This is a genomic window from Mesorhizobium sp. M0208, from assembly GCF_040322015.1.
Classification (GTDB): domain Bacteria; phylum Pseudomonadota; class Alphaproteobacteria; order Rhizobiales; family Rhizobiaceae; genus Mesorhizobium.
The window spans coordinates 311,104-332,519 of the sequence record NZ_JAMYSP010000003.1; the positions used below are offsets into that span (position 1 = coordinate 311,104).

Consider the following 21,416-nt stretch of genomic DNA (forward strand, 5'->3'; position numbering starts at 1 on the left):
GCCCTAGAAGCATGAACGCGCTACCAGCAAATCCTCCGGGCGAGAGCCATGCCGCGCTGCTCGGCCGGCTGGGCGGCCGTTCCATCGTCTTTGTCGGGCTGATGGGCGCCGGCAAGACGGCGATCGGCCGCAAGGTGGCGGCGATGCTGGCACTACCCTTCATCGACAGCGACCAGGAGATCGAAACTGTTTCGCGCATGAGCGTCCCGGACCTGTTCGAGCGCTATGGCGAGGCGGAGTTCCGAGCACTGGAGCAGCGCGTCATCCTGCGTGTGCTGGAGCACGGGCCGCAGGTGCTGTCGACCGGCGGCGGCGCCTTCATGAACGCGCAGACGCGCGAGGCGATCGCCAGCCATGGCGTTTCGGTTTGGCTGAAAGCCGAGATCGACCTGTTGATGGAGCGCGTTTCCAAGAAACAGAACCGGCCGCTGCTGAAAAGCGCCGATCCACGCGCCGTGCTGGAACGGCTGATGGCGGAACGCTACCCGGTTTATGCCGCGGCCGATGTCATCGTGCCGACCCGCGACGACCGCAAGGAGATCATTGCCGCCGAAGTGGTGGACGCGCTGCGCGGCCATCTCGGCATTGCCGACATTGACGAGGTGCGGTCGTGAGCGCTGATGCAACGGTCTCTGTCGAAGTCGGGCTTGGCGAGCGTGCCTACGATATTTTGATCGGTCCCGGCCTGCTGTCACGAGCCGGCGCCGAGATTTCGCGCCGTCTGCCGGGGACGCGGGCGGCGGTCGTCACCGACGAAAACGTCGCGGCCGCGCATCTCGCGACGCTTGCGGCCGGCCTGGCAAGCGGTGGCATCCAACATGCCGTCATCACGTTGCCGCCAGGCGAAAAGACCAAGAGCTTTGCGCATCTCGAAGAGGTGGTCGATGGCGTGTTGGCCGCCAAGCTGGAGCGCGGCGACGTCGTCATCGCGCTCGGCGGCGGCGTCATCGGCGACCTGGCCGGCTTTGCCGCCGGCATCGCGCGGCGCGGCATGAATTTCGTGCAGGTTCCGACCTCGCTGCTGGCGCAGGTCGATTCCTCCGTCGGCGGCAAGACCGGCATCAACAGCAAGCGCGGCAAGAACCTCGTCGGGGTGTTCCACCAGCCCAAGCTGGTGCTGGCCGATACCGAAGTGCTCGACACGCTGCCGATCCGCGAGTTTCGCGCCGGCTATGCCGAACTGGCCAAATACGGGCTGATCGACCGGCCGGAGTTCTTCGCCTGGCTGGAAGAAAACTGGCGCCAAGTGTTTGCCGGCGGGCCGGAGCGGGCTGCGGCCATCGCCGAGGCCTGTCGTGCCAAGGCCGACGTCGTTGCCCGCGACGAGTTCGAGACCGGCGACCGCGCCCTGCTCAATCTCGGCCACACCTTCGGCCATGCACTGGAGGCGGCGACCGGCTATGACGGCGCACGGCTCGTGCATGGCGAAGGCGTCGCCATCGGCATGGCGCTGGCGCACCGCTTTTCCTCAAGGCTCAATTTGGCGAGCCCCGACGATGCGGCGCGCGTCGAGGCGCATCTTCGCGCCGTCGGCCTACCCTGGCGCATGGCCGACATTCCGGGCGAATTGCCCGACGCCGAGCAGCTGTTCTCCTTCATCACCCAGGACAAGAAGGTGTCGCGCGGCGCGCTGACCTTCATCCTGACGCGCGGCGTCGGACAGGCCTTCATCGCCAGGGATGTGCCGGCCTCGGAAGTGCTGGCGTTCCTCAGGGAGAACCATCCGGGTCGGCAGGAAAGCCGCCCGGGATGAGTCAGGCCGGCTGGATCGCGGCTGCAGTGCTCGCCGGCCTAGGCCTGCTGGGCTTCGTCCTGCGCCGGCACCTGCTCGCCGCCTTCGGCTATGAGCTGCAGCGCATCGAGCCGCAGCGCTCGGCGCGCGAGGAACTGCGCGGCGCCGTCGACGATTTCCGCCGCGACGGCCAGGTGGTGCGCGAGGACCGCGCCCGCATCGGCGGCCTGTTCGACCTCGAGGAGCTCGAAGTGTCGGACGTCATGGTCCACCGCACCAATATGCGCTCGGTCAATGCCGATGACCCGCCCGAAGCGGTGGTTCGCGAGATCCTGCAGAGCCCGCACACCCGCATGCCGTTGTGGAAGGGTTCGCTCGACAACATTGTTGGCGTGCTGCACGCGAAGGATCTGCTGCGCGCGCTGAACGAGGTCGGCAACGATTTCTCCCGGATCGACGTGATGAAGATCGCATCTAAACCGTGGTTCGTGCCCGACACCACGACGCTGCAGGAGCAGCTCAACGCCTTCCTGCGCCGCAAGGCGCATTTCGCCATCGTCGTCGACGAATATGGCGAGGTCGAAGGGCTGGTGACGCTGGAGGACATCATCGAGGAGATCGTCGGCGAGATCGCCGACGAGCACGATATCGACATCCAGGGTGTCAAGCAGGAGGCCGACGGCTCCGTCGTCGTCGACGGCACGGTGCCGATCCGCGACCTGAACCGGGCGCTCGACTGGCACCTGCCGGACGAGGAAGCCACCACCATTGCCGGCCTCGTTATCCACGAGGCGCAGTCGATCCCGGACGAAAAGCAGGCCTTTACGTTTCACGGCAAGCGCTTCGTCGTCATGAAGCGCGACAAGAACCGAATCGCGCGGCTGAGGATCAAGCCGGTAATGCTTGGCGAATGACAGCGCGCATCTTGCGGCACCTGTGGGCGGTCAGGAGTCTATGACAATCGATCGGCGAAGCCTGCTTCTGGTGTCGATGGCGGCGCTGTTGCCGGGGCAGGCGGCGGCATTGCGGCTGCGTTCGCCGTCGCCCGAAACCTTCGACTATGGGCCGGCCAAGCTCGACATCTATTCCCGCGACGGCGCAAGCGGCCTGCCGGTCGTCTTCTTCGTCCATGGCGGCGCCTGGCGGGTCGGCAGTCGCGGCAACGTCAATGCCAAGCCGCAATTCCTGCTCGACAATGGCTTCTGCTTCGTCTCGATCGACTACCGGATGCTGCCCGAGGCCGACGTCGCCACCCAGGCGGCGGATGTCGAACTGGCCTATCGCTACGTCCGCGCCAACATCGCCAGGCATGGCGGCGATCCGGACCGGATCGTCGCGATGGGCCATTCGGCCGGCTGCCATCTCGTCGCATTGACCGGCCTGCGCGGCGGCCTGCCCGGGGTCGCGGCGCTGGTCCTCGACGACACCAGGGCTTACGACCTGGAGGCATTGGCCAGGAGCGGCGGCATGGCAGGGGTCTATGCCCGCGCCTTTCCCGATCCGGCGCAGTGGCGCGCGCTGTCGCCTGTCACCTATGTGGAAGGCCGCAAGCACCCGCCGACCTTCATCGCCCATTCACGGGCGAAAGCCCGCGCGGCGGACGCGGAGGCCTTCGCCGGGCGTCTGCGCGCCACCGGAACCAGGGTCACGCTGTTCGACGGCAGCGCCTATTCGCACATGTCGATCAATCGCGACTTCGGCACCGAAGGCGATGCATTGACCACAGCGGTGATGGCCTTCTTGAGGTCGAGCGTCGGCTGATCTACCAGCGGGTCTTTTCGCCGGGCGCCGCCGGCTCGATCGCCAGGGCATGCACGCCGGACTTCAACTCCTCGGCCAGCAGATCGTTGACGGCGCGGTGACGCTCGACGCGGCTCATGCCGGCAAAGGCTGGCGCGACGATGCGGATGCGGAAATGCGTCTCGCCGGCGCCGTCGAAGGCAGCGTGATGGCCGGAATCCGCGTGATGATGACCGGCATGGAGATGGCTTTCGTTGATGACGTCCAGCCGTTCCGGCGAAAACGCCTTTTTCAGCTTATCTTCCATCGTTGCCTGTATGGACATCGTCGCTTCCCTTCACCACATCTATGTCATCGCACAAAATTCGCCATTCGCCGGTTTTATGCCGCGATTCAGCGGTTAGGGCGATCATCGCGAAAATGTCAATTCTTGTTTCGCATCCGCGAACGGCCCATAAATGGGTGAGATGAAGCCGTACCCAAAATATTTCGAGAAGATTCGCATCCGCCCGGAGAAGGACGCGGAGCTGAAGTCGCGTTCGCCGATCTGCCAATGGGATGGCTGCAAGGAGGCCGGTACCCACCGCGCGCCGGTCGGGCGGATGAAGGAAGGCGAGTATTTCCAGTTCTGCTTCGACCATGTGCGCGAGTACAACAAGGGCTTCAATTATTTCTCGGGCGTTCCGGATACCGAGATCGCGCGCTTCCAGAAGGAAGCCATGACCGGCCACCGGCCGACCTGGAAAATGGGCGTCAACGGCGCCTCGACACGCTCCTCGCCCGACTTCGCCCAGGCGCGTTCCGGCCGTGCCGGCTACTACAATCGCATGCGCGATCCCTTCGACCTGTTCAAAGGCCCGAAGGACCCGCGCGAAGCACGCGAGCGCAAGGCCAAGCCGCTTGAGGCCAAGGCACTGGAAACGCTTGGCCTTGATACAAAGGCAAGTGGCAAGGATATCAAGGCGCGCTATAAGGAACTTGTGAAACGCCACCATCCGGATGCGAATGGCGGCGACAGAGGTTCGGAAGACCGGTTCCGCGATGTGCTCCAGGCGTATCGCGTGCTCAAGCAGGCAGGTTTGTGCTGAGCGACCTTACGGTTCGTGTCGCTTTCCAACTTTCATAGGGTTGGAAAAGGCTCTAAGACCGCCCCCGAACAAAATCGATTGCCAGCGAAACGCGGCGTTTCGCTTGTGGAGACGTGATAGAGATGAACAAGGTCGATCGCGACATCGCCAACCTGCCCGACACCACGGTGTCGGTGAAGGAGACATTCGGCTTCGACTCCAAGATGGTGGTGCCGGCCTATTCGGTGACGAGCGAGCATGTGCCCGACATCGATCCGGACTACCTGTTCGACAAGAACACGACGATGGCGATCCTCGCCGGCTTTGCCTATAACCGCCGCGTCATGGTGTCGGGCTATCACGGCACCGGCAAGTCGACGCATATCGAGCAGGTCGCCGCCCGCCTCAACTGGCCTTGCGTGCGTGTCAACCTCGACAGCCATGTCAGCCGTATCGATCTCGTCGGCAAGGATGCCATCGTCGTCAAGGAAGGGCTGCAGATCACCGAATTCCGCGACGGCATCCTGCCCTGGGCCTATCAGCACAATGTCGCGCTGTGCTTCGACGAGTACGATGCCGGCCGCCCGGACGTGATGTTCGTCATCCAGCGCGTGCTGGAATCGTCGGGCCGGCTGACGCTGCTCGACCAGAGCCGGGTTATCCGCCCGCATCCGGCCTTCCGGCTGTTTTCGACCGCGAATACGGTCGGGCTCGGCGACACCACAGGCCTCTACCACGGCACCCAGCAGATCAACCAGGCGCAGATGGACCGCTGGTCGATCGTCACTACGCTGAACTATTTGCCGCACGACAATGAAGTGAACATCGTGCTGGCCAAGGCCAAGCATTATCGCGACGGCAAGGGCAAGGAGATCGTCAACAAGATGGTTCGTGTCGCCGACATGACGCGCTCGGCCTTCATCAACGGCGATTTGTCGACGGTTATGAGCCCGCGCACGGTTATCACCTGGGCCGAGAATGCCGAAATCTTCGGCAATATCGGCATGGCGTTCCGGCTGACCTTCCTCAATAAATGCGACGAGCTGGAACGCTCGCTGGTCGCCGAGTTCTACCAGCGCGCCTTCGGCGAAGATTTGCCGGAATCGGCGGCGAATGTGGTGCTGGGCTAAGCAGAGTCTCGATGGCGGGTCCGGGCGACAACACACGAAACAAATCCAAGACCGGCGCTGAGGCCGACAGCTTCAAGCGCGCGGTTACCGTCTGCATGCGCGCCATCGCCGGCGACAAGGATCTCGAGGTCGGTTTCGCCAAGGACCGGCCGGCGCTGGCCGGCAGTCGCGCCCGGCTGCCCGAACTGCCGAAGAAGGCATCGAAGGCGGATATCGCCATTACCCGCGGGCTCGGCGATTCCATGGCGCTGAAGCGCGCCTGCCATGATACGCGCATCCACACCAGGCTGGCGCCGGAAGGCAAACAGGCCCGCGCCATCTACGACGCGGTCGAGCAGGCCCGGGTCGAGGCGATCGGCAGCCGCGCCATGCAGGGCGTTGCCGACAATATCGGCTCGATGCTCGAGGACAAATACGCCAGGGCCAACCTCGCCGACGTCAAGGACAAGGCCGACGCGCCGATCGAGGAGGCGCTGGCGCTGATGGTGCGCGAAAAGCTGACCGGCCGCACTGTGCCGAAGAGCGGCGAACGGCTGGTCGATCTCTGGCGCCCCTGGGTCGAGGAAAAAGCCAGTGCCGATCTGGACGGGCTGTCGGCAAAGCTCGACGACCAGCAGGCGTTCGCCCGCGTCGTGCGCGAGATGCTCGCCTCCATGGAAATGGCGGAGGAGCTCGGCGACGACCAGGAGACGGAAGACTCCGAGGACAACGACGAAAACCAGCCGCAAGGCGAGGAGCAGAGCGAGGAGGGCGGCGAAGACGATTCGGGCTCCGAGCAGTCGCAGTCCGAGGATACCGAGGCATCGTCGGACGACGAGCAATCGGCCGAGACGGAAGCCTCCGACGCCACCGCCGAGGATCTCTCCGACGATGACGACGCCGATGCGGAGACGCCCGGCGAGGCGCGCCGCAACGACAATCCCTTCACCAATCTGCCGAAAGAGATCGACTACAAGGTCTTCACCACGGCCTTCGACGAGACCGTTGGTGCGGAGGAACTGTGCGAGGAGGAGGAGCTCGACCGACTGCGCGCCTTCCTCGACAAGCAGCTCGCCAACCTTTCCGGCGTCGTCGGGCGGCTGGCCAACCGGCTGCAGCGCCGCCTGATGGCGCAGCAGAACCGCTCCTGGGATTTCGACCTCGAAGAAGGCTATCTCGATCCGGCACGGCTGGTGCGCGTCGTCATCGACCCGATGCAGCCTCTGTCCTTCAAGCAGGAGCGCGATACCAAATTCCGCGACACGGTGGTGTCGCTGGTGCTCGACAATTCGGGTTCGATGCGCGGCCGGCCGATCACGGTCGCCGCGACCTGCGCCGACATCCTGGCGCGCACGCTGGAACGCTGCGGCGTCTCGGTCGAAATCCTCGGCTTCACCACCCGCGCCTGGAAGGGCGGGCAGGCGCGCGAGAAATGGCTGAAGGAAGGCAAACCGCCGAACCCCGGCCGGCTCAACGATCTGCGCCACATCATCTACAAATCCGCCGACCACCCGTGGCGGCGGGCGCGCCGCAATCTCGGGCTGATGATGCGCGAGGGCCTGCTCAAGGAAAACATCGACGGCGAGGCGCTGCTGTGGGCGCACAACCGGCTGATCGCGCGGCCGGAGCAGCGCAAGATCCTGATGATGATCTCGGACGGGGCGCCGGTCGACGATTCGACGCTGTCGGTCAATCCGGGCAATTATCTCGAGCGGCATCTGCGCGCCATCATCGAGCTCATCGAGACGCGCTCGCCTGTCGAGCTTTTGGCCATCGGCATCGGCCACGACGTCACCCGCTACTATCGCCGCGCCGTCACCATCGTCGATGCCGAAGAACTGGCCGGCGCCATGACCGAGCAGCTGGCCTCGCTGTTCGCCGAGGAAACCGTGCGGGACACGCGGCGCGGCGGCATGCGGCGCGCCGGATGATTTTTTCCCGCGGCGGCTTTTGGCAGAAGCTTTTGGCCGCCAGTGCGTTGTTAGGCATCAGTTTGGCGCCGGCTATCGCTGCCGGCCTGGCCTCGGTCGAGCCGGCCGAAATCTCGGCACGGCCGATCAGCGAATTCCATATCGGCCGGCCGGACAAACAGTTCGGGCCGCTCGAATTCGTCGGCGGGCTCGAAATGACCTCGTCGACGCGCGATTTCGGCGCGCTCTCGGCGCTTCGGTTCCTCAAGCCCGGCAGCGATTTCATCGGCGTTGCCGACACCGGCTTCTGGTTCTTCGGCACCCTCGTCCACGATGCCGAGAAGCGGCCTTCCGGCATCCAGAATTTTCGCATGCAGCAGATGGTCGATGCGGCCGGCCAGTCGATCGACGAGAAATGGGCGGTCGATGCCGAAGGCCTCGCGGTCAAGGACGGTATTGCCACGGTCGGTTTCGAGGGCGATCACCGTATCGCAGAGTTCAAGATCGATCCGGACGGCATGAAGGTGCCGTTCAGGCAATTGGACTTCCTGATCCCAGCCTGGGAACTTCGCCGCAATCGCGGCTTTGAGACCGTCACCCGCGCCAGTCCCAACGGGCAGCACGCGGGCGGACTGGTCGTGGTGTCGGAAAAGAGCCTCGACAAGGCCGGCAACATCTTTGCCGCGATCATCGAAGGGCCGCACAAGGGCGTCTTCACCGTCAAGCGCAATGGCGATTTCGACATCACCGACGGCGCCTTCCTGCCGGACGGCGACCTGTTGCTTCTGGAGCGCAGTTTTTCGATGGCCGGCGGCGTCAAGATGCGGCTGCGGCGCATCTATGGCGAAGGCGTCGAGAAGGGCGCCGTCGCCGACGGGCCGGTGCTGCTCGAAGCCGACATGGGCTACCAGATCGACAACATGGAAGCGCTCGACGTCTGGACCCGCGACGATGGCGCGCTGATCGTGTCGCTGATGTCCGATGACAACCACTCGATCCTGCAGCGCAATCTTTACCTGGAATTTGTGCTGCACGAGGATTGACGCGCGACCGGCCTGCTGGCTGACAGCATCGCTGGCGTTTCCGCGCCGTTTTGCAGCGCAGGCAATTTCCCTTGCAATTTCCCCTGGCGATTTTCTCTGGCAATGACCCGCGTCGCGGGTTTTCCAGCCGGCTCTCACCATTTGCAAAAATACTTTAGTCGTGACTTGACAGTTGGTGTCATCGGCGAAATACTCAAGTCCATGCTTAAGTATTCCGAGATCGACAGCATCCTGCGGGCTCTTGCCGAGCCGACGCGCCGGGCAATCCTGGAAAGGCTGAGCCGCGGGCCGGCCACCGTCAGCCAGTTGGCGGAGCCGTTCGGCATGACCTTCGCCGCCGTGCTCCAGCACCTCCAGGCGCTGGAAGCGTGCGGGCTGATCCGCAGCGAGAAGGTCGGACGCGTGCGCACCTGCCGGATCGAGCCCGGCGGGCTAGCCCCGCTCGCCGACTGGATCGCCGCGCGCCGTACGCCCGCCGAACGCCAGCTCGACCGTCTCGGCCAGATCCTGGCGGAGACTGACCAACCGAAAGCAACACTCCACGAGCAGGAAAAGGACGACAAGAAATGAACCAGATTGCCCCGGTTAACGACGAGCACTCCGTCATCCATTCGACCTTCACGATCGAGCGGACCTATCCGCAATCGCCCGAGAGCGTCTTCTTCGCCTTTGCCGACAAGGCGACGGTGCGGCGCTGGCGCGTCGAAGGCGACGGGTTCACCATCGCCGAATTCACCTTCGATTTCCGTGTCGGCGGTGGCGAGGTTTCGCGGTTCAGCTACCAGGGCGGCCCGGAGATCAGGCTCGATGCGCAGTTCCAGGACATCGTCCCTGACCGGCGCATCGTATTTTCATACCGGATGGCGGTCGGGGCGCAGCCGCTGTCGGCGTCGCTCACCACGGTCGAGCTTGCACCTTCCGGCGAGGGCACCCGCCTGACCTATACCGAACAGGGTGCGTTCTTCGATGGCGTCGATTCAGCGCAAGGGCGCGAGGAGGGCACACGCGGGCTGCTGCAGGCGCTCGCCGCCGAGCTTCAGAAGGCGAAGTAGAGGTTCGTCGGCGTGGCGGGCGGTGACCACAAGGCCCGCCCGGATTGCGAGGTGGCCTATTGCCCCTTGGTCGCGAGCCAGACGATGTGCCGGGCGCCGCGCTTGCCGTGAGCCCGCACCTTGACCTCCTCGACCGTGAAGCCGCCCTGCTTGAGCCTTCGGGTGAAACCTGCGTCAGGGCCCTGCGACCAGACCGCCAGCACACCGCCGGGCTTGAGAGCTGCTCTCGCGCTGATCAGGCCGGCTGCGCTGTAGAGCGCATCGTTGGCCTTGTAGACGATGCCCTCGGGGCCATTGTCGACATCGAGCAGGATCGCGTCCCAGGTCGATGCTTCCGAACGGATGAGCTGACCGACATCGGCCTCGCGAATGCTGACGCGCCGGTCATCAAGGCAGCCGTCGAAAACCTCGGCCATCGGGCCGCGCGCCCAAATCACGACTGCCGGCACCAGTTCGGCAACGGCGACCTGCGCACCGTCGCCGAGCTCGGCCAGCGCCGCGCGCAAGGTAAAGCCCATGCCGAGGCCGCCGATCAGGATGTTTGGGGTCCGGCGGCCGGCAATCCTTTGGCAGGACAGTTTCGCAAGCGCCTCTTCGGAACCGCTGAGCCGGCTGTTCATCAGCTCGTTCGGGCCAAGCATGATCGAGAATTCGCCGCCGCGCCGCTTCAGGCGGAGTTCCTGTCCGCCGTCAGGCGTTTTTGCCGAGTCCAGTTGAAGCCAGGGGATCATGCTCGATAGTCTTTGAGCATGATCTTGTCCGAAAACCGGTTCCCACTTTTCGGGATCATGCTGCCAGTGCCGGCTGGCTCCAGCGGGCGGCAAGCAGCCGGTAGGGGATCAGCGCCACCACCGCTATGACCAGCTTGACGCTGAGATCGCCGAGCGCCCAGGATACCCAGCGCATCGTCTCGACCGGCAACACACCCATCAGCGGCGCGGTTTCCAACGCAAAGCCGTCGTTCGGTCCGGCGAAGGCGAAAGCCGCCGCAAAGGCGACGGTGAAAAACACCACCGTGTCGAAGACAGAGCCGACCAGCGTGCCGACAATCGGCGCGCGCCACCAACTCTGCCGGCGCAACCGGTTGAACACGGTGACGTCGAGCAACTGCGCGGTGAGGAAGGCGGCGCCCGAGGCCGCGGCAATGCGCACCAGCCGGTCGGCGGCGGTCTCGAATTCGATCAGGCCGTGGCGAAACAGCAGCGGCGGGATGACGATCGAGCAGATCACCGCTGTCATGAAGCCGATAAAGACGATCCTGCGCGCCACCGCCGGCCCATAACGGCGATTGGCGAGATCGGTGACCAGGAATGAGAACGGATAGGTGAAGGCGCCCCAGGTCAGGATGTCGGCCAACGACAATCCGCCGATAGCACCCTGCATCGGGAACTGCACGAGGATGTTCGAGGCCACGACGACGAGCGCCATGGCCGCCACGAAGGGCAGGTACCGCGAGAGGAAGATCATTTTTTTATCCTGGGTAATGGAACCAGCGGAACGCGATCCGGAACCCGGGTCACGCCCTGGAAGGCGGCTGCCGCCGAAAAACTCAGGCGGCCGGCTGTTCGGCGAGCTTCTTGGCGATCTGCTTCTTCAACAGGCGGGCGCGCTGCGACAATTCCTTGGCATCGGCCTTGGCCAGGAAGGCATCGAGACCGCCGCGATGCTCGACCGAACGCAGCGCGTTGGCCGAAATGCGCAGGCGCACATTCTGGTTCAGCGCTTCCGAGATCAGCGTCACATTGACGAGATTGGGCAGGAAGCGACGCTTGGTCTTGTTGTTGGCGTGGCTCACATTGTTGCCGGACATGACTGCCTTGGCAGTGAGTTCGCAAGTGCGGGACATGATACTAACCTTCGGTTCTCGGTCCTGGCCAAACATTCGACCCGCGCCGGGTGGCGCGCGGTTTCGGTCAGGCGGCCTCATGGAAAAAGTTGGCGTTCCATAGTTGCATTTCGCCGAGGCGTCAAGCTTGGGGGTTGCTTCGGGGATGGGGAATCGCACTTTCGGAGTAGGTGTCGTCAGTGAAGCTGCTGATCGCCCTCTTCTGGAGGAGATATTGCTGTCCCGCAGTTCTCTCAAGACCTGGGTTCCTCGCCCACCGCATGATGGTTGCGCTCTCCCCACTTTCGTGGGGCGAGGAGCCCAAGCCGGAGTGAAGCCGCAACCCTTTCCCTCATCCGGGCCGAGGCAGATCCGCAAATTCGTCGATGGCCGCATTTTGTTCTTGCTTTGTGCCGGCAGCTATGCTACTAATTTAGGTATGGTGCTGATTCGCACCGACGACCCGCCCGCCGAGGCGGGTTTTTTTCTGGCCCTGGACCCTCCCCAGCGTTCCCTGCCGACGCCGCCTTTCACATTAAGGCCGGAATTCAGCCTATAAGCGGTCGCACAGGGACATGCCAGACCGGAGCCGCCCGTCCGGTCGACAACCAAGGACCCGCCATGCCTCGTTCTTTCCTCCATGCCCTGGTCGTGCTGATGGCCGTCGCGCTGTCGACGACGGTTTCGGCCGCTGAGCCGCAATCCTTCACGGGCGAGTATTCGGTATCGTTCCTCGGCCTTTCCGTGGCCAAAGCGAAATTCTCCAGCCATTACGAGGGCGACACCTATTCGATCGAGGGCAGCGTCTCCGCTGCCGGCCTCGCCACTTTGTTCGACGATACGCGAGGTACGATCTCGTCGAAGGGCAAGATTTCGGGCAAGCGGTTGCAGCCGCAAGCGTTCCACGCCGACTACACCTCCGGCAAGAAGGCATCGATGATCGACATCCGGTTTGCCAACGGCGTCGTCACCTCGACCAAGGTCGTGCCTGAGCCGAAGAAGCGCAATCCCAACAACTGGATACCGCTGGCCGGCAGCGATCTCGTATCGGTCCTCGACCCCATGGCCGCGACCGTCATCCATGCCGACAGCCTCGACCAGGTCTGCGGGCGCACGGTGAAGCTCTATGACGGCGAAATGCGGGCCGATCTCAAATTGACCTACGAGTCCAAAGGGTCGATTTCGGTGGCCGGCTACAAGGGCGATACGGTCACTTGCAGGCTGGGCTTCGAGCCGGTGGCCGGTTACCGCAAGAACCGCAAAGCGCTGAACTACCTGAAGAAACGCAGCCGCATCATGGTGACGTTTGCACCAGTCGGCCAAAGCGGCGTATATGCGCCGATCCGCGCCACGGTCAGCACGCAAATCGGTCCGTTGACGATCAGCGCGGAGCGGTTCGAAGCAAACGAATAGGCGTGATGGTGCGCCGCCAACGGGGCACGGGGCGACGGGTATGGCGCGCGCAACACTGATCGGCTTCTCCGCGGTCGCCATGTGGGCGCTGCTGGCGCTGCTTACGGATGCTTCGGGCGCCGTGCCGCCGTTCCTGCTTTCGGCAATCACCTTTACGATCGGCACTTGCGTCGGGCTGTTTGCCCGGCTGTTCATGCCGGCAGCCGACGGGGCCGCGAAGATACCGCGCCAGGTCGAAATACCACGCAAAGTCTGGGTGATCGGCATTGCCGGCCTGTTCGGCTACCACTTCTTCTACTTCACCGCGCTGCGCAATGCGCCGGCCGTCGAGGCCAGCCTGATCGCCTATCTGTGGCCGCTGCTGATCGTGCTGGGGTCGGCGCTGATGCCGGGCGAGCGGCTGGCCTGGAATCACGTCGCCGGCGCGCTGCTCGGCCTTGCCGGCACGGTCCTGATCGTCACCAAAGGTGGCGGGCTTGCCTTCGACGCGCGTTATGCCTTCGGCTACGCCATGGCCGGCGTCTGTGCGGTGCTGTGGTCGTCCTATTCGCTGTTGTCGCGGCGCTTCCCGTCGGTGCCGACCAGCATCGTTACCTGGTTCTGCGCCGCCACCGCGGTCCTTTCGCTGGTCTGCCACCTATTGCTTGAACAGACGGTGCTGCCCGCCGGCGCCGGCCAGTGGCTGGCCGTGCTCGGCCTCGGTCTGATGCCGGTGGGGGCGGCGTTCTATGCCTGGGACATCGGCGTCAAGCGCGGCAACATCCAGGTGCTGGGGGCGGCGAGCTATGCCGCGCCGCTGCTGTCCACCCTGGTGCTGATCGCCGCCGGCTTCGCCCAGCCGTCATGGCGCATCCTCGCCGCCTGCGTGCTGATCACCGGCGGCGCGGCACTCGCGGCGAAATCGCTGTTCCTGCGCAAGAGGGCTACGAGCGAGGCAAACGCTTGATGCCGTTTCCCGGCGGCATCGATGCCAATGCCAATGCGACGCTGGTGTTTTCGCTGGCGGCGGCGGTGATTTACGCGTTCAGCCTCGGCATGCCGCCGCGCCTTTCGCGGTCGGCGGCAAGGACGTTGGCGGTGGCGATGCTTGCGGTGCTGGTCGTGCAGCAGGGCGGTCCATGGCTGCTCGTCGCCGCACTCGGCGTCAGCGCCGTCGGCGACGCCCTCCTGTCGCGCGACGGCGAGAAGGCATTTCTTGGCGGCGCAACCAGTTTTCTTGCCGCGCACGTGCTTTACGTCGTGCTGTTCCTGCGTGCCGGCGGCGGCCTCGGGCTGCTTTTGGCCGAGCCGTGGCGAGCAGCGATCGTGCTGGCGATGGCCGTGTTGGTGTTGGCGATGGTTTTCGCGCTCCGGCGCCGCGTCGGCCCCGCCTTGCGTTTGCCGATTGGCGTGCATGCCGCGGCACTGCTTGCCATGGGCATTGCGGCGCTCACCCTGAACAGCGTCGGGGTCGTTGGCGGCATCGTCCTGCTCATCCTGTCCGACGGGCTGCATGCCGCGGAAAAGTTCCTGCTGCCCGCCATCTCGCCGCACCGCATTTGGGTGCGCCATGCGGCATGGGCGCTGTATTACGTCGGCCAGCTGGCGATCACGCTGGGTTTCCTGCTGGGCTAGGTGCCTATGGGGTTCCCGGCAGCCAGCCTGGTTCGGCAAGTTCGAAGGCGGCGAAATCGAAACCCGGCGCCACAGTGCAGCCGACCAAGGTCCATTCGCCGAGGCTGCGTGCCGACTGCCACCAGCCTGCCGGCACGACGATCTGCGGCCGCTCGCCTGCAGCGAGCCCGGTACCGAGGATCTCCTCGATGCCGGGACCGCCTTCTCGATGTATCGATAGCGCCAGCGGCGCACCGTCATAGAAATGCCAGACCTCGGCCGCGTCCTTGACCCGGTGCCAGGCCGACAATTGGTCCTTCTCGAGGAGGAAATAGATCGCCGTCGAATGGCCGCGCGTGCCTGCCGCGCCGTCGCGAAAGGTCTCGGCATACCAGCCGCCTTCCGGATGCGGCTTCAGGCCGAGCAGAGCGATGATTTCGGCGGAACTGGTCATGACTCTAGCTCCTGGCGCCGCTCAGAAATTGTCCTTGCGCTTGCGGATCTCGGCGAACACTTCGGCATCCGAGGCGTTCTCCAGGCCGAGATGCCTGCGGATCGCCGGATCGTGCCAGCGCAGGAACGGATTGGTCGACAGTTCCTCGCCGATCGTCGTCGGCAGCGTCGGCTTGCCGTCGGCGCGCAGCGCCTCGACCTTGGCGGCACGCTCTTTCAGCGCCGAATTGGTCGGGTCGACGGTGAGCGCGAAACGGGCATTGGCCAGCGTATACTCATGGCCGCAATAGACGACCGTGTCGGCCGGCAGCGCCGCGAGCTTCTTCAGGGATTCGTACATCACCGGCGGCTTGCATTCGAGCAGCCGCCCGCAGCCGAGCGCAAACAGCGTGTCGGCGGCGAATGCCACTTTCGACGCCGGCAGATGATAGGTGACATGGCCCGCAGTGTGGCCGGGCGTGGCGATGACCTCGATCCGCTCGTCGCCGAGGCGGACAACCGAGCCCTGTTCGACGGTTTCGTCGATGCCGGGAATCTTTGCCTTTTCGGCTTCCGGACCGACAATGCGCAGCTTGAAACGCTCCTTCAGCGCCAGATTGGCCTCGACATGGTCGAGATGGTGGTGGGTGGTCAGGATCATCGTCGGGGTCCAGCCGGTGCGCTTGATCGCCGCCAGGATGGGCGCCTCCTCGGGCGCATCGATGAGCGCCGTCTGGCCGCTTTTCGGGTCGTGCACCAGCACGCCGAAATTGTCGCTGCGGCACATGAATTGTTCGATCTCGACCGGCATCGCATCTCTCCCTTTATTGCCGCAGACATAGGGCGCCTGCCAGCCGATGTCATCTGCCTTTGTTGAACTTGGACTGCTTCGAAGCTACCGTTCCGCGCATGCATTCAGACATTGTCGATCTCCGTTCTTTTTATTCGACCACGCTCGGCCGCCTGGCCGAACGCTCGATCACCATGGCGCTGTCCTCGATATGGGCCGTAGTGCCCAACGAGCGGCTGGTCGGTCTCGGCTATACCTTGCCGTGGCTGGAACGCTTCGGCAGCGATGCCGAGCGTGTCTTTGCCTTCATGCCGGCAACACAGGGCGCGGTGGTCTGGCCGGCGACGGGGCCGACGGCGACCGCGCTGGTGTTCGACGAGGAACTGCCGCTGGTCGATTCCTGCATCGACCGCATGCTGCTCGTCCATTCGCTCGAACATGTCGAGAACCCGCGCGAGACGCTGAACGAGATCTGGCGGGTGCTGTCGCCGGCCGGCCGTGTCGTCATCGTTGTGCCCAACCGGCGCGGCGTCTGGGCGCGCTTCGAGCATACGCCTTTCGGCAATGGCCGGCCGTTCTCGCGCGGCCAGCTCACTGAATTGCTGCGCGAAGCGAATTTCACGCCGGCGGCATGGTCCGATGCGCTGTTCTTCCCGCCGTCGCCGCGACGTTTCATGATGCAGTTTCACAATGTGCTGGAACGCGCCGGCCGGCGCTTCTGGCCGATCTTTTCGGGCGTTATCGTCGTCGAGGCGCAGAAGCGGCTTTATCAAGGCGTGCCGGTTGCCCAGCGCGCGTCCCGCCGCGTCTTCGTGCCGGTTCTCTCGCCGCATGGCGCGCCGACGCTTGGCCGGACTGTCGCGGGCCAAACGTCCGGCGCCGCCAAGATGACGCGTTCGTGATCCGACGCAGGCTTTTTCTCACCTATCTGTCGCGGACGGGTTCGCTGCCCGATTGAAGGCATACGCAATCGGTTCTATGACCGGCGATTTCTATGACCGGGCTTCAGCACCGCTTCCGAATGCAAGGATTCACTCATGGCTGATCATCCGGATGTCGAGGCCAGCGCCCAGAAGCTTGCCGCGTCGATCGAAGCCAGCAGCCTGCGTGAGCAGCTGGCAACAATCAAGATAGCGCTGACCACCTCGCCAGTGCGAAAACAATTGTTTTGGGCCGCAATCGGCATCGTCGCCGTCATTGTCGCAACCTCCGTCGGGCAGGTTCTGCTCAACCGCTGGAACCAACCGTTCTTCGACGCGCTGGCGCGGCGCGACATGCAGGCCTTCCTGCATCAGCTTCTGGTCTTTGCGGCAATAGCCGGCGGGCTGCTTCTGTTTAACGTGGGCCAGACCTGGCTCGACCAGATGATCCGCCTGAAGCTGCGCGAGGCGCTGACGCTCGATCTGATCGGCGAGTGGATGCGGCCGGCGCGCGCCTTCCGGCTGGCCCATGCCGGCGCCATCGGCGTCAATCCCGACCAGCGCCTGCAGCAGGATGTCGCGCATCTCTCGGATCTTTCCACCGGCCTCGGCATCGGCCTGCTGCAGTCCTGCATCCTGCTTGCCTCATTCGTCGGCGTCTTGTGGTCGCTGTCTTCCGGCTTCGTCTTCCACATAGGCAGCCATTCGCTGGCCATACCCGGTTACATGGTCTGGGCGGCGATCCTTTATGCCGGCACCGCCTCCTGGTTGAGCTGGTTGGTCGGGCGGCCGCTGATCCGCTTCAACAACGATCGCTATACGCGTGAAGCGGAGCTGCGCTCCTCGGTGGTTCGCGTCAACGAGAATGTCGATGCCATCGCGCTGGCGCATGGCGAGGCCGATGCCAGACGCCGGCTCGAATTCGATCTCGGCATGGTGCTGGGCGCCATGCGGCGCATCTACAGCGCCCAGATCAATCTTTCCTGGGTTACCGACACCTACGGCTGGATCACAGTCGTTGCACCGATCCTGGTCGCCTCACCGGTCTATTTCGCCGGCGATATCAGCTTTGGCGGCTTGATGATGGCAGTCGGCGCTTTCAACCAGGTTCATTCCTCGCTGCGCTGGTTCATCAACAATATCGGCGGCATCGCCGATTGGCGCGCCACGCTGATGCGGGTCGCCGACTTCCGCATCGCGCTTGGCGACACCGACGCGCTGCACGATACGGAAAGGCGCATTTCGTTCGGCGAAAACCCGGACGGCAGCCTGACCTTCGAGAAACTCGAGATCGCCTCGCCCGAGGGATGCACCAAGCTTGCCGAGCCGCATGTCGAAATCCGCGCCGGCGACCGGGTCATGATCACCGGAGATCCGGGCGCCGGCAAGACGCTGTTCTTCCGGGCCATTGCCGGTCTGTGGCCGTGGGGCAGCGGACGGATCGGCATGCCGGCCGGAGAAGCGCCGATCTTTGTTCCGCGCACCCCCTATTTCCCGCTCGGCAGGCTGCGCGAGGTGCTCAACCATGCAGACGGCGCGGCGGAGGCGGCCGATGCCGAGATCTCGGAGGTGCTGGCCGATGTCGGGCTGCAGCGCCTGTCGTCCTCGCTCGATCGGTCGGCGCGCTGGGAGCGTGAGCTCAGCGACGACGAGCAGCGTCTGCTGGCCTTTGCCAGGCTCGCCTTGCGACGGCCGAAATGGGTGATTATCGACGAGGCGCTGGACGCGTTCGACGGCCCGACGCTGAGGCAAGTGCTGTCGATGCTGGAGAAGCGCATTCCCGACGCCGCGATCCTCAATATCGGCCGCGGCCAGCACAATGGCCGCTTCTTCCGGCGGGCGTTGACCATCGTCAAGGATGCCGGCCAACCGGCCCTCAAGCCGGCCCGTATCAGGGCAGGGGCCATCGAACCGCCCCCGGCCATCGCCTCGGCTGGCCGAAAGAAATAGAAACCAAGCTTTATTTCGCCGCGATCGCGGCGAAAAACTGTCGCGATCGTTCAGATGGGAACGTTCCGATCGGCCATGCTTGACGCTTTCGCCCTGCTCGCCTGCCTTGCCTGCGCCCCGGCGGCACCCGTGGCCGCGCCGGCCAATGCACTTGCCGTCGATGTCGAGCTGGTGCTGGCCGTCGACATCTCGCAGTCGATGGATGAAAGGGAGTTTGCCCTGCAGCGCGCCGGCTATGTCGCGGCGCTGCGCCATCCCGACTTCATCAACGCCGTGCGTGCCGGCACCTCCGGCCGCATCGCCATCGCCTATTTCGAATGGGCCGGCACCATCCGCGACGATGCGGTCATTGCCTGGCAGGTCGTCGACAGCAAGGAGAGCGCCAACGCTTTCGCCGACAAGATCGCGGCCCGCCCGTTCAGAAGCTTTCGCGGCACCTCGATTTCCGGCGCAGTGGCTTTCGGCGTCGAGCTTTTCAACGGCACGGCCTTCACCGGCAAACGTCGCGTCATCGACGTCTCGGGCGACGGCCCAAACAACACCGGCTTGCCGGTCACGACGGCACGCGATGCGGCGCTGGCGAAGGGCATCGTCATCAACGGGCTGCCGATCCTGATCAGCCCGTCACCCACCTTCAGCCATCTCGACCGGTATTATGCCGAATGCGTCACCGGCGGGCCTGGCTCGTTCGTGCTACCGATCTATGCTGCTTCCGAATTCGCCACCGCCACTCGCCGCAAACTGATCCTCGAGGTCAGCGGCATCGAGTATCCCAAGGTGGATCCGAGGACGATCCGCATCGACACACCGATCGACTGCCTGCAAGGCGAGCGCGACCGGCGGTTTTTCTCGGACCCATATTTCCCGGAACTCGACCGATAAGGCTAGCCCAGGGGCAGGTTAGGCTGGTGGCAGGCCGAAGGCCGGGAACAGAGATGGCCCGAGCGGTCCTATGAAGATCGTCAAGGAAGCGATCCCGCCCTCGGCTGCGTCGAACACGTGCAGGGAATGGGCCCGCCATTCAGGGCCATCGTGGCTGCGGGAATAAACCCCGACCGCCGGCTGGGCATTGGCCCGGGTGGCCAGCGTGCGGAAGCCGCCAAACCTCGGCCAGACGGTCTCGAAGAAACCGCGGATCGCTTCGCGGCCTTGATACCATTCGCGCCAAGGCGGCATTGTATAGATGGCGTCCTCACGCAGCAGCTCGATCAAGCTGTCGAGATTGGCGGCCTGCCAGGCCTGCATGTAGCGTTCGAGCAGCAGGCCTTCTTCGGGGCTGGGTCGTGATCGGCTGGCCGGCCGTCCCTGAGGATAGCGCGCCGCCAGCGTTGCACGGGCCCGCTGCAACGCACTGTTGATCGAAGCCGTCGATCCACCCAGCAAACGCGCCGTCTCAACAGCCGACCATCCCAGGACGTCGGCAAGCAGCAGCGCGGCGCGCTGCCTGGGCGGCAGATCCTGGATCGCGGCGACGAAGGCGAGCTGGACGGCCTCGCGGCTCTCGTAACGAGCTTCCGGACCTGGCTCGCTGCCGGCAATGTCTGGAAGCTCGGCGTCGGGGTAGGGCTCCAGCCAGGCGATGTCGGCTACGGGCCCGCCTACGGCCGCCCCGTGCGAGGGCGGCCGTCCGAGTTCCCGGAGAATGCGACGCGCCCTCGACCTCGCATTGATGGCGTTGAGGCAAGCGTTGGTCGCGATCATGTAGAGCCAACCGCGAACCGAACCCCGCCCGTCGAACTCCGACCTGGCGCGCCAGGCGCGAAGCAACGTGTCCTGGACGAGGTCGTCGGCCTCGTGCAGCGAACCCATCATGCGATAGCAATGCAGCTTGAGCTCGCGGCGATGGACGGCCGTGACCTTCTCGAAGGCCAGCCGATCGAGGATCGGCTGGCCTGCTGGTTCCAGAGGTGGTTGAGCGTCTGTCATGCGGGCTGTGCGGTTACGAGTGAGCGTTGCATTACGCGCGCCTCAAGCGGCCGGTGCAAGCCCGCTCCCGCTCACCATGAAGGAACTGCCTTGCGGCTGGCCGGTGGCGAGCGCGACCACCGCCCGTCCGACGTCGGCCGGGGTTTGCATGTCGGTCATGGCGGCGATGAAGTCCGCCGGCTGGATGCCCATATAGGCAGCGACGCTGTCGACGCCGGCCTTGCCCACGCCGGTTTCCGGCATGATGCGCATCGGCGCGAGCGCCATGAAGCGAAGGCCGAGGCCGAGCCGGTCGGCTTCCTTCTGGCTATGACCGGCCAGGAACATCTGCATGCGTTTTGCGCCGGCATAGCCGCCGGTATTGGGTGGCCCGCCGGTCAAGGCCGCGCCACTGGAGATCAGAACGATACGGGTTCCCGGCTTGAGCGGACGCCGCAGAGCGGCCCGGCAAAACAGGAACGATGCCTTGACGTCCGTGTCCCAATTTGCGGAGAACGCCTTCCAGTTCTGTTCGTGCAGCGGCGCGGAAGGGGCCAGCGCGCCTGCGCAGATTACCAGCACGTCCGGTTCCAGCGCGGCGAAGACCTTATCGGGGGCGGAGTCCACCGTCGCATCGACCACGAGCGTCTTCACGCCCGAGACCTCCCAGGCAAATTGCGCCAGGGCCTGTTTTCCGCGGGCCACGGCCAGCACCGTCGCTCTCTCCTTGAGGGCGGCCTCCGCGATGGAGCGGCCGACCCCGCGGCTGCCTCCGACGACTACAACATTCTGACCTTGCAACGATCCCATGGATCACCTCTCTGCTCCCGGCCGCCGGACCATCCAGGCGCGCTCATCGATAAGGACAGCGCAGGCGTGCGGAAATCATCGGCGCCAGGCGGAAATATTTTTCAGGTGACAGCAGGGCTCGCGCA

General features: G+C 64.7%; 25 protein-coding genes. 17 read left to right on the forward strand and 8 right to left on the reverse strand.

All coding sequences use genetic code 11. The features are described from left to right. Positions 1-11 precede the first annotated feature (11 nt). From NKJ17_RS05400 to NKJ17_RS05415, 4 genes are read left to right on the forward strand one after another with little or no spacing between them, the layout of a single operon-like run. Positions 12-614 carry a shikimate kinase gene (locus tag NKJ17_RS05400; protein WP_352505066.1) on the forward strand — a complete coding sequence of 201 codons (603 nt, stop codon included), beginning with the start codon at positions 12-14 and terminating at the stop codon, positions 612-614. Beyond that, on the forward strand, positions 611-1,753 hold the full coding sequence (aroB, locus tag NKJ17_RS05405) for a 3-dehydroquinate synthase (RefSeq protein WP_352476243.1): 1,143 nt from the start codon (positions 611-613) through the stop codon (positions 1,751-1,753). The genes NKJ17_RS05400 and aroB overlap by 4 nt, the downstream gene beginning before the upstream one ends. Then, entirely contained in the window at positions 1,750-2,646 is an 897-nt protein-coding gene (locus tag NKJ17_RS05410) for an HlyC/CorC family transporter (RefSeq protein ID WP_352505067.1), read from the forward strand. The genes aroB and NKJ17_RS05410 overlap by 4 nt, the downstream gene beginning before the upstream one ends. A gap of 40 nt (positions 2,647-2,686) precedes the next feature. Continuing rightward, positions 2,687-3,493: an alpha/beta hydrolase gene (locus NKJ17_RS05415; RefSeq protein WP_352505068.1), complete on the forward strand. Its 807-nt coding sequence runs from the start codon at positions 2,687-2,689 to the stop codon at positions 3,491-3,493. A 1-nt stretch (position 3,494) separates the two neighbouring features. Here NKJ17_RS05415 and NKJ17_RS05420 read toward each other — a convergent pair whose 3' ends face one another. Next, positions 3,495-3,797 (reverse strand): BolA family protein, encoded by a 303-nt coding sequence (locus NKJ17_RS05420; protein ID WP_352687354.1) that lies wholly within the window; start codon positions 3,795-3,797, stop codon positions 3,495-3,497. 133 nt (positions 3,798-3,930) lie between these two features. Here NKJ17_RS05420 and NKJ17_RS05425 point away from each other — a divergent pair, with 133 nt between their 5' ends. The 6 genes from NKJ17_RS05425 to NKJ17_RS05450 all read left to right on the forward strand — a co-directional run bounded on the left by NKJ17_RS05425 (position 3,931) and on the right by NKJ17_RS05450 (position 9,653). Next, a complete protein-coding gene (locus NKJ17_RS05425) occupies positions 3,931-4,560 on the forward strand; it encodes a J domain-containing protein (protein ID WP_254816626.1) in 630 nt (209 codons plus the stop codon). A 122-nt stretch (positions 4,561-4,682) separates the two neighbouring features. Beyond that, complete coding sequence (gene cobS / locus NKJ17_RS05430) at positions 4,683-5,669, forward strand: cobaltochelatase subunit CobS (RefSeq protein WP_352505069.1); 987 nt, start codon at positions 4,683-4,685, stop codon at positions 5,667-5,669. Between the two features lie 11 nt (positions 5,670-5,680). Further along, entirely contained in the window at positions 5,681-7,579 is a 1,899-nt protein-coding gene (cobT, locus tag NKJ17_RS05435) for a cobaltochelatase subunit CobT (RefSeq protein ID WP_352505070.1), read from the forward strand. After that, positions 7,576-8,601 (forward strand): esterase-like activity of phytase family protein, encoded by a 1,026-nt coding sequence (locus NKJ17_RS05440; RefSeq protein ID WP_352687356.1) that lies wholly within the window; start codon positions 7,576-7,578, stop codon positions 8,599-8,601. The genes cobT and NKJ17_RS05440 overlap by 4 nt, the downstream gene beginning before the upstream one ends. A 201-nt stretch (positions 8,602-8,802) precedes the next feature. Beyond that, positions 8,803-9,171, forward strand: a complete 369-nt coding sequence (locus NKJ17_RS05445; RefSeq protein ID WP_352687410.1) for an ArsR/SmtB family transcription factor — start codon at positions 8,803-8,805, stop codon at positions 9,169-9,171. After that, on the forward strand, positions 9,168-9,653 hold the full coding sequence (locus NKJ17_RS05450; RefSeq protein WP_352687358.1) for an SRPBCC family protein: 486 nt from the start codon (positions 9,168-9,170) through the stop codon (positions 9,651-9,653). Before NKJ17_RS05445 ends, NKJ17_RS05450 begins: the two co-directional genes overlap by 4 nt. A gap of 56 nt (positions 9,654-9,709) precedes the next feature. Here NKJ17_RS05450 and NKJ17_RS05455 read toward each other — a convergent pair whose 3' ends face one another. The 3 genes from NKJ17_RS05455 to rpmB form a co-directional block, all read right to left on the reverse strand. After that, positions 9,710-10,384, reverse strand: coding sequence for a polyamine aminopropyltransferase (locus NKJ17_RS05455; protein ID WP_352687360.1), 675 nt, complete (start codon positions 10,382-10,384; stop codon positions 9,710-9,712). Positions 10,385-10,439: 55 nt separating this feature from the next. Continuing rightward, the gene (locus tag NKJ17_RS05460; RefSeq protein WP_254816630.1) at positions 10,440-11,120 is read right to left on the reverse strand and encodes a queuosine precursor transporter; all 681 of its coding nucleotides are present in this window, start codon (positions 11,118-11,120) and stop codon (positions 10,440-10,442) included. Between the two features lie 82 nt (positions 11,121-11,202). Further along, positions 11,203-11,499 (reverse strand): 50S ribosomal protein L28, encoded by a 297-nt coding sequence (gene rpmB / locus NKJ17_RS05465; RefSeq protein WP_006328411.1) that lies wholly within the window; start codon positions 11,497-11,499, stop codon positions 11,203-11,205. 310 nt (positions 11,500-11,809) lie between these two features. On the opposite strand from rpmB, the gene NKJ17_RS05470 reads away from it, so the two are divergent. The 4 genes from NKJ17_RS05470 to NKJ17_RS05485 all read left to right on the forward strand — a co-directional run bounded on the left by NKJ17_RS05470 (position 11,810) and on the right by NKJ17_RS05485 (position 14,505). After that, a complete protein-coding gene (locus NKJ17_RS05470) occupies positions 11,810-12,037 on the forward strand; it encodes a hypothetical protein (RefSeq protein ID WP_352687362.1) in 228 nt (75 codons plus the stop codon). A gap of 62 nt (positions 12,038-12,099) precedes the next feature. Next, on the forward strand, positions 12,100-12,891 hold the full coding sequence (locus NKJ17_RS05475) for a DUF3108 domain-containing protein (RefSeq protein ID WP_352649297.1): 792 nt from the start codon (positions 12,100-12,102) through the stop codon (positions 12,889-12,891). Positions 12,892-12,931: 40 nt separating this feature from the next. Beyond that, complete coding sequence (yddG, locus tag NKJ17_RS05480; RefSeq protein ID WP_352687364.1) at positions 12,932-13,837, forward strand: aromatic amino acid exporter YddG; 906 nt, start codon at positions 12,932-12,934, stop codon at positions 13,835-13,837. Beyond that, positions 13,837-14,505 (forward strand): lysoplasmalogenase family protein, encoded by a 669-nt coding sequence (locus tag NKJ17_RS05485; protein WP_352687366.1) that lies wholly within the window; start codon positions 13,837-13,839, stop codon positions 14,503-14,505. Before yddG ends, NKJ17_RS05485 begins: the two co-directional genes overlap by 1 nt. Before the next feature lie 4 nt (positions 14,506-14,509). Here NKJ17_RS05485 and NKJ17_RS05490 read toward each other — a convergent pair whose 3' ends face one another. Together NKJ17_RS05490 and gloB are read right to left on the reverse strand one after the other, a co-directional pair. Further along, entirely contained in the window at positions 14,510-14,938 is a 429-nt protein-coding gene (locus NKJ17_RS05490; protein WP_352687368.1) for a cupin domain-containing protein, read from the reverse strand. Positions 14,939-14,959: 21 nt separating this feature from the next. Beyond that, entirely contained in the window at positions 14,960-15,727 is a 768-nt protein-coding gene (gene gloB / locus NKJ17_RS05495) for a hydroxyacylglutathione hydrolase (protein ID WP_352687370.1), read from the reverse strand. A gap of 98 nt (positions 15,728-15,825) precedes the next feature. Here gloB and NKJ17_RS05500 point away from each other — a divergent pair, with 98 nt between their 5' ends. The 3 genes from NKJ17_RS05500 to NKJ17_RS05510 all read left to right on the forward strand — a co-directional run bounded on the left by NKJ17_RS05500 (position 15,826) and on the right by NKJ17_RS05510 (position 19,458). Then, complete coding sequence (locus tag NKJ17_RS05500) at positions 15,826-16,608, forward strand: class I SAM-dependent methyltransferase (protein WP_352687372.1); 783 nt, start codon at positions 15,826-15,828, stop codon at positions 16,606-16,608. A 135-nt stretch (positions 16,609-16,743) separates the two neighbouring features. Continuing rightward, on the forward strand, positions 16,744-18,576 hold the full coding sequence (locus tag NKJ17_RS05505; protein WP_352687374.1) for an ABC transporter ATP-binding protein/permease: 1,833 nt from the start codon (positions 16,744-16,746) through the stop codon (positions 18,574-18,576). A 75-nt stretch (positions 18,577-18,651) separates the two neighbouring features. Beyond that, positions 18,652-19,458, forward strand: a complete 807-nt coding sequence (locus NKJ17_RS05510; RefSeq protein WP_352687375.1) for a DUF1194 domain-containing protein — start codon at positions 18,652-18,654, stop codon at positions 19,456-19,458. 18 nt (positions 19,459-19,476) lie between these two features. Here the strand turns inward: NKJ17_RS05510 and NKJ17_RS05515 are convergent, their stop codons facing one another. Together NKJ17_RS05515 and NKJ17_RS05520 are read right to left on the reverse strand one after the other, a co-directional pair. After that, positions 19,477-20,502: an RNA polymerase subunit sigma-70 gene (locus NKJ17_RS05515; protein ID WP_352687377.1), complete on the reverse strand. Its 1,026-nt coding sequence runs from the start codon at positions 20,500-20,502 to the stop codon at positions 19,477-19,479. A 42-nt stretch (positions 20,503-20,544) separates the two neighbouring features. Further along, positions 20,545-21,291, reverse strand: a complete 747-nt coding sequence (locus NKJ17_RS05520; protein WP_352687379.1) for an SDR family NAD(P)-dependent oxidoreductase — start codon at positions 21,289-21,291, stop codon at positions 20,545-20,547. Positions 21,292-21,416 lie beyond the last annotated feature (125 nt).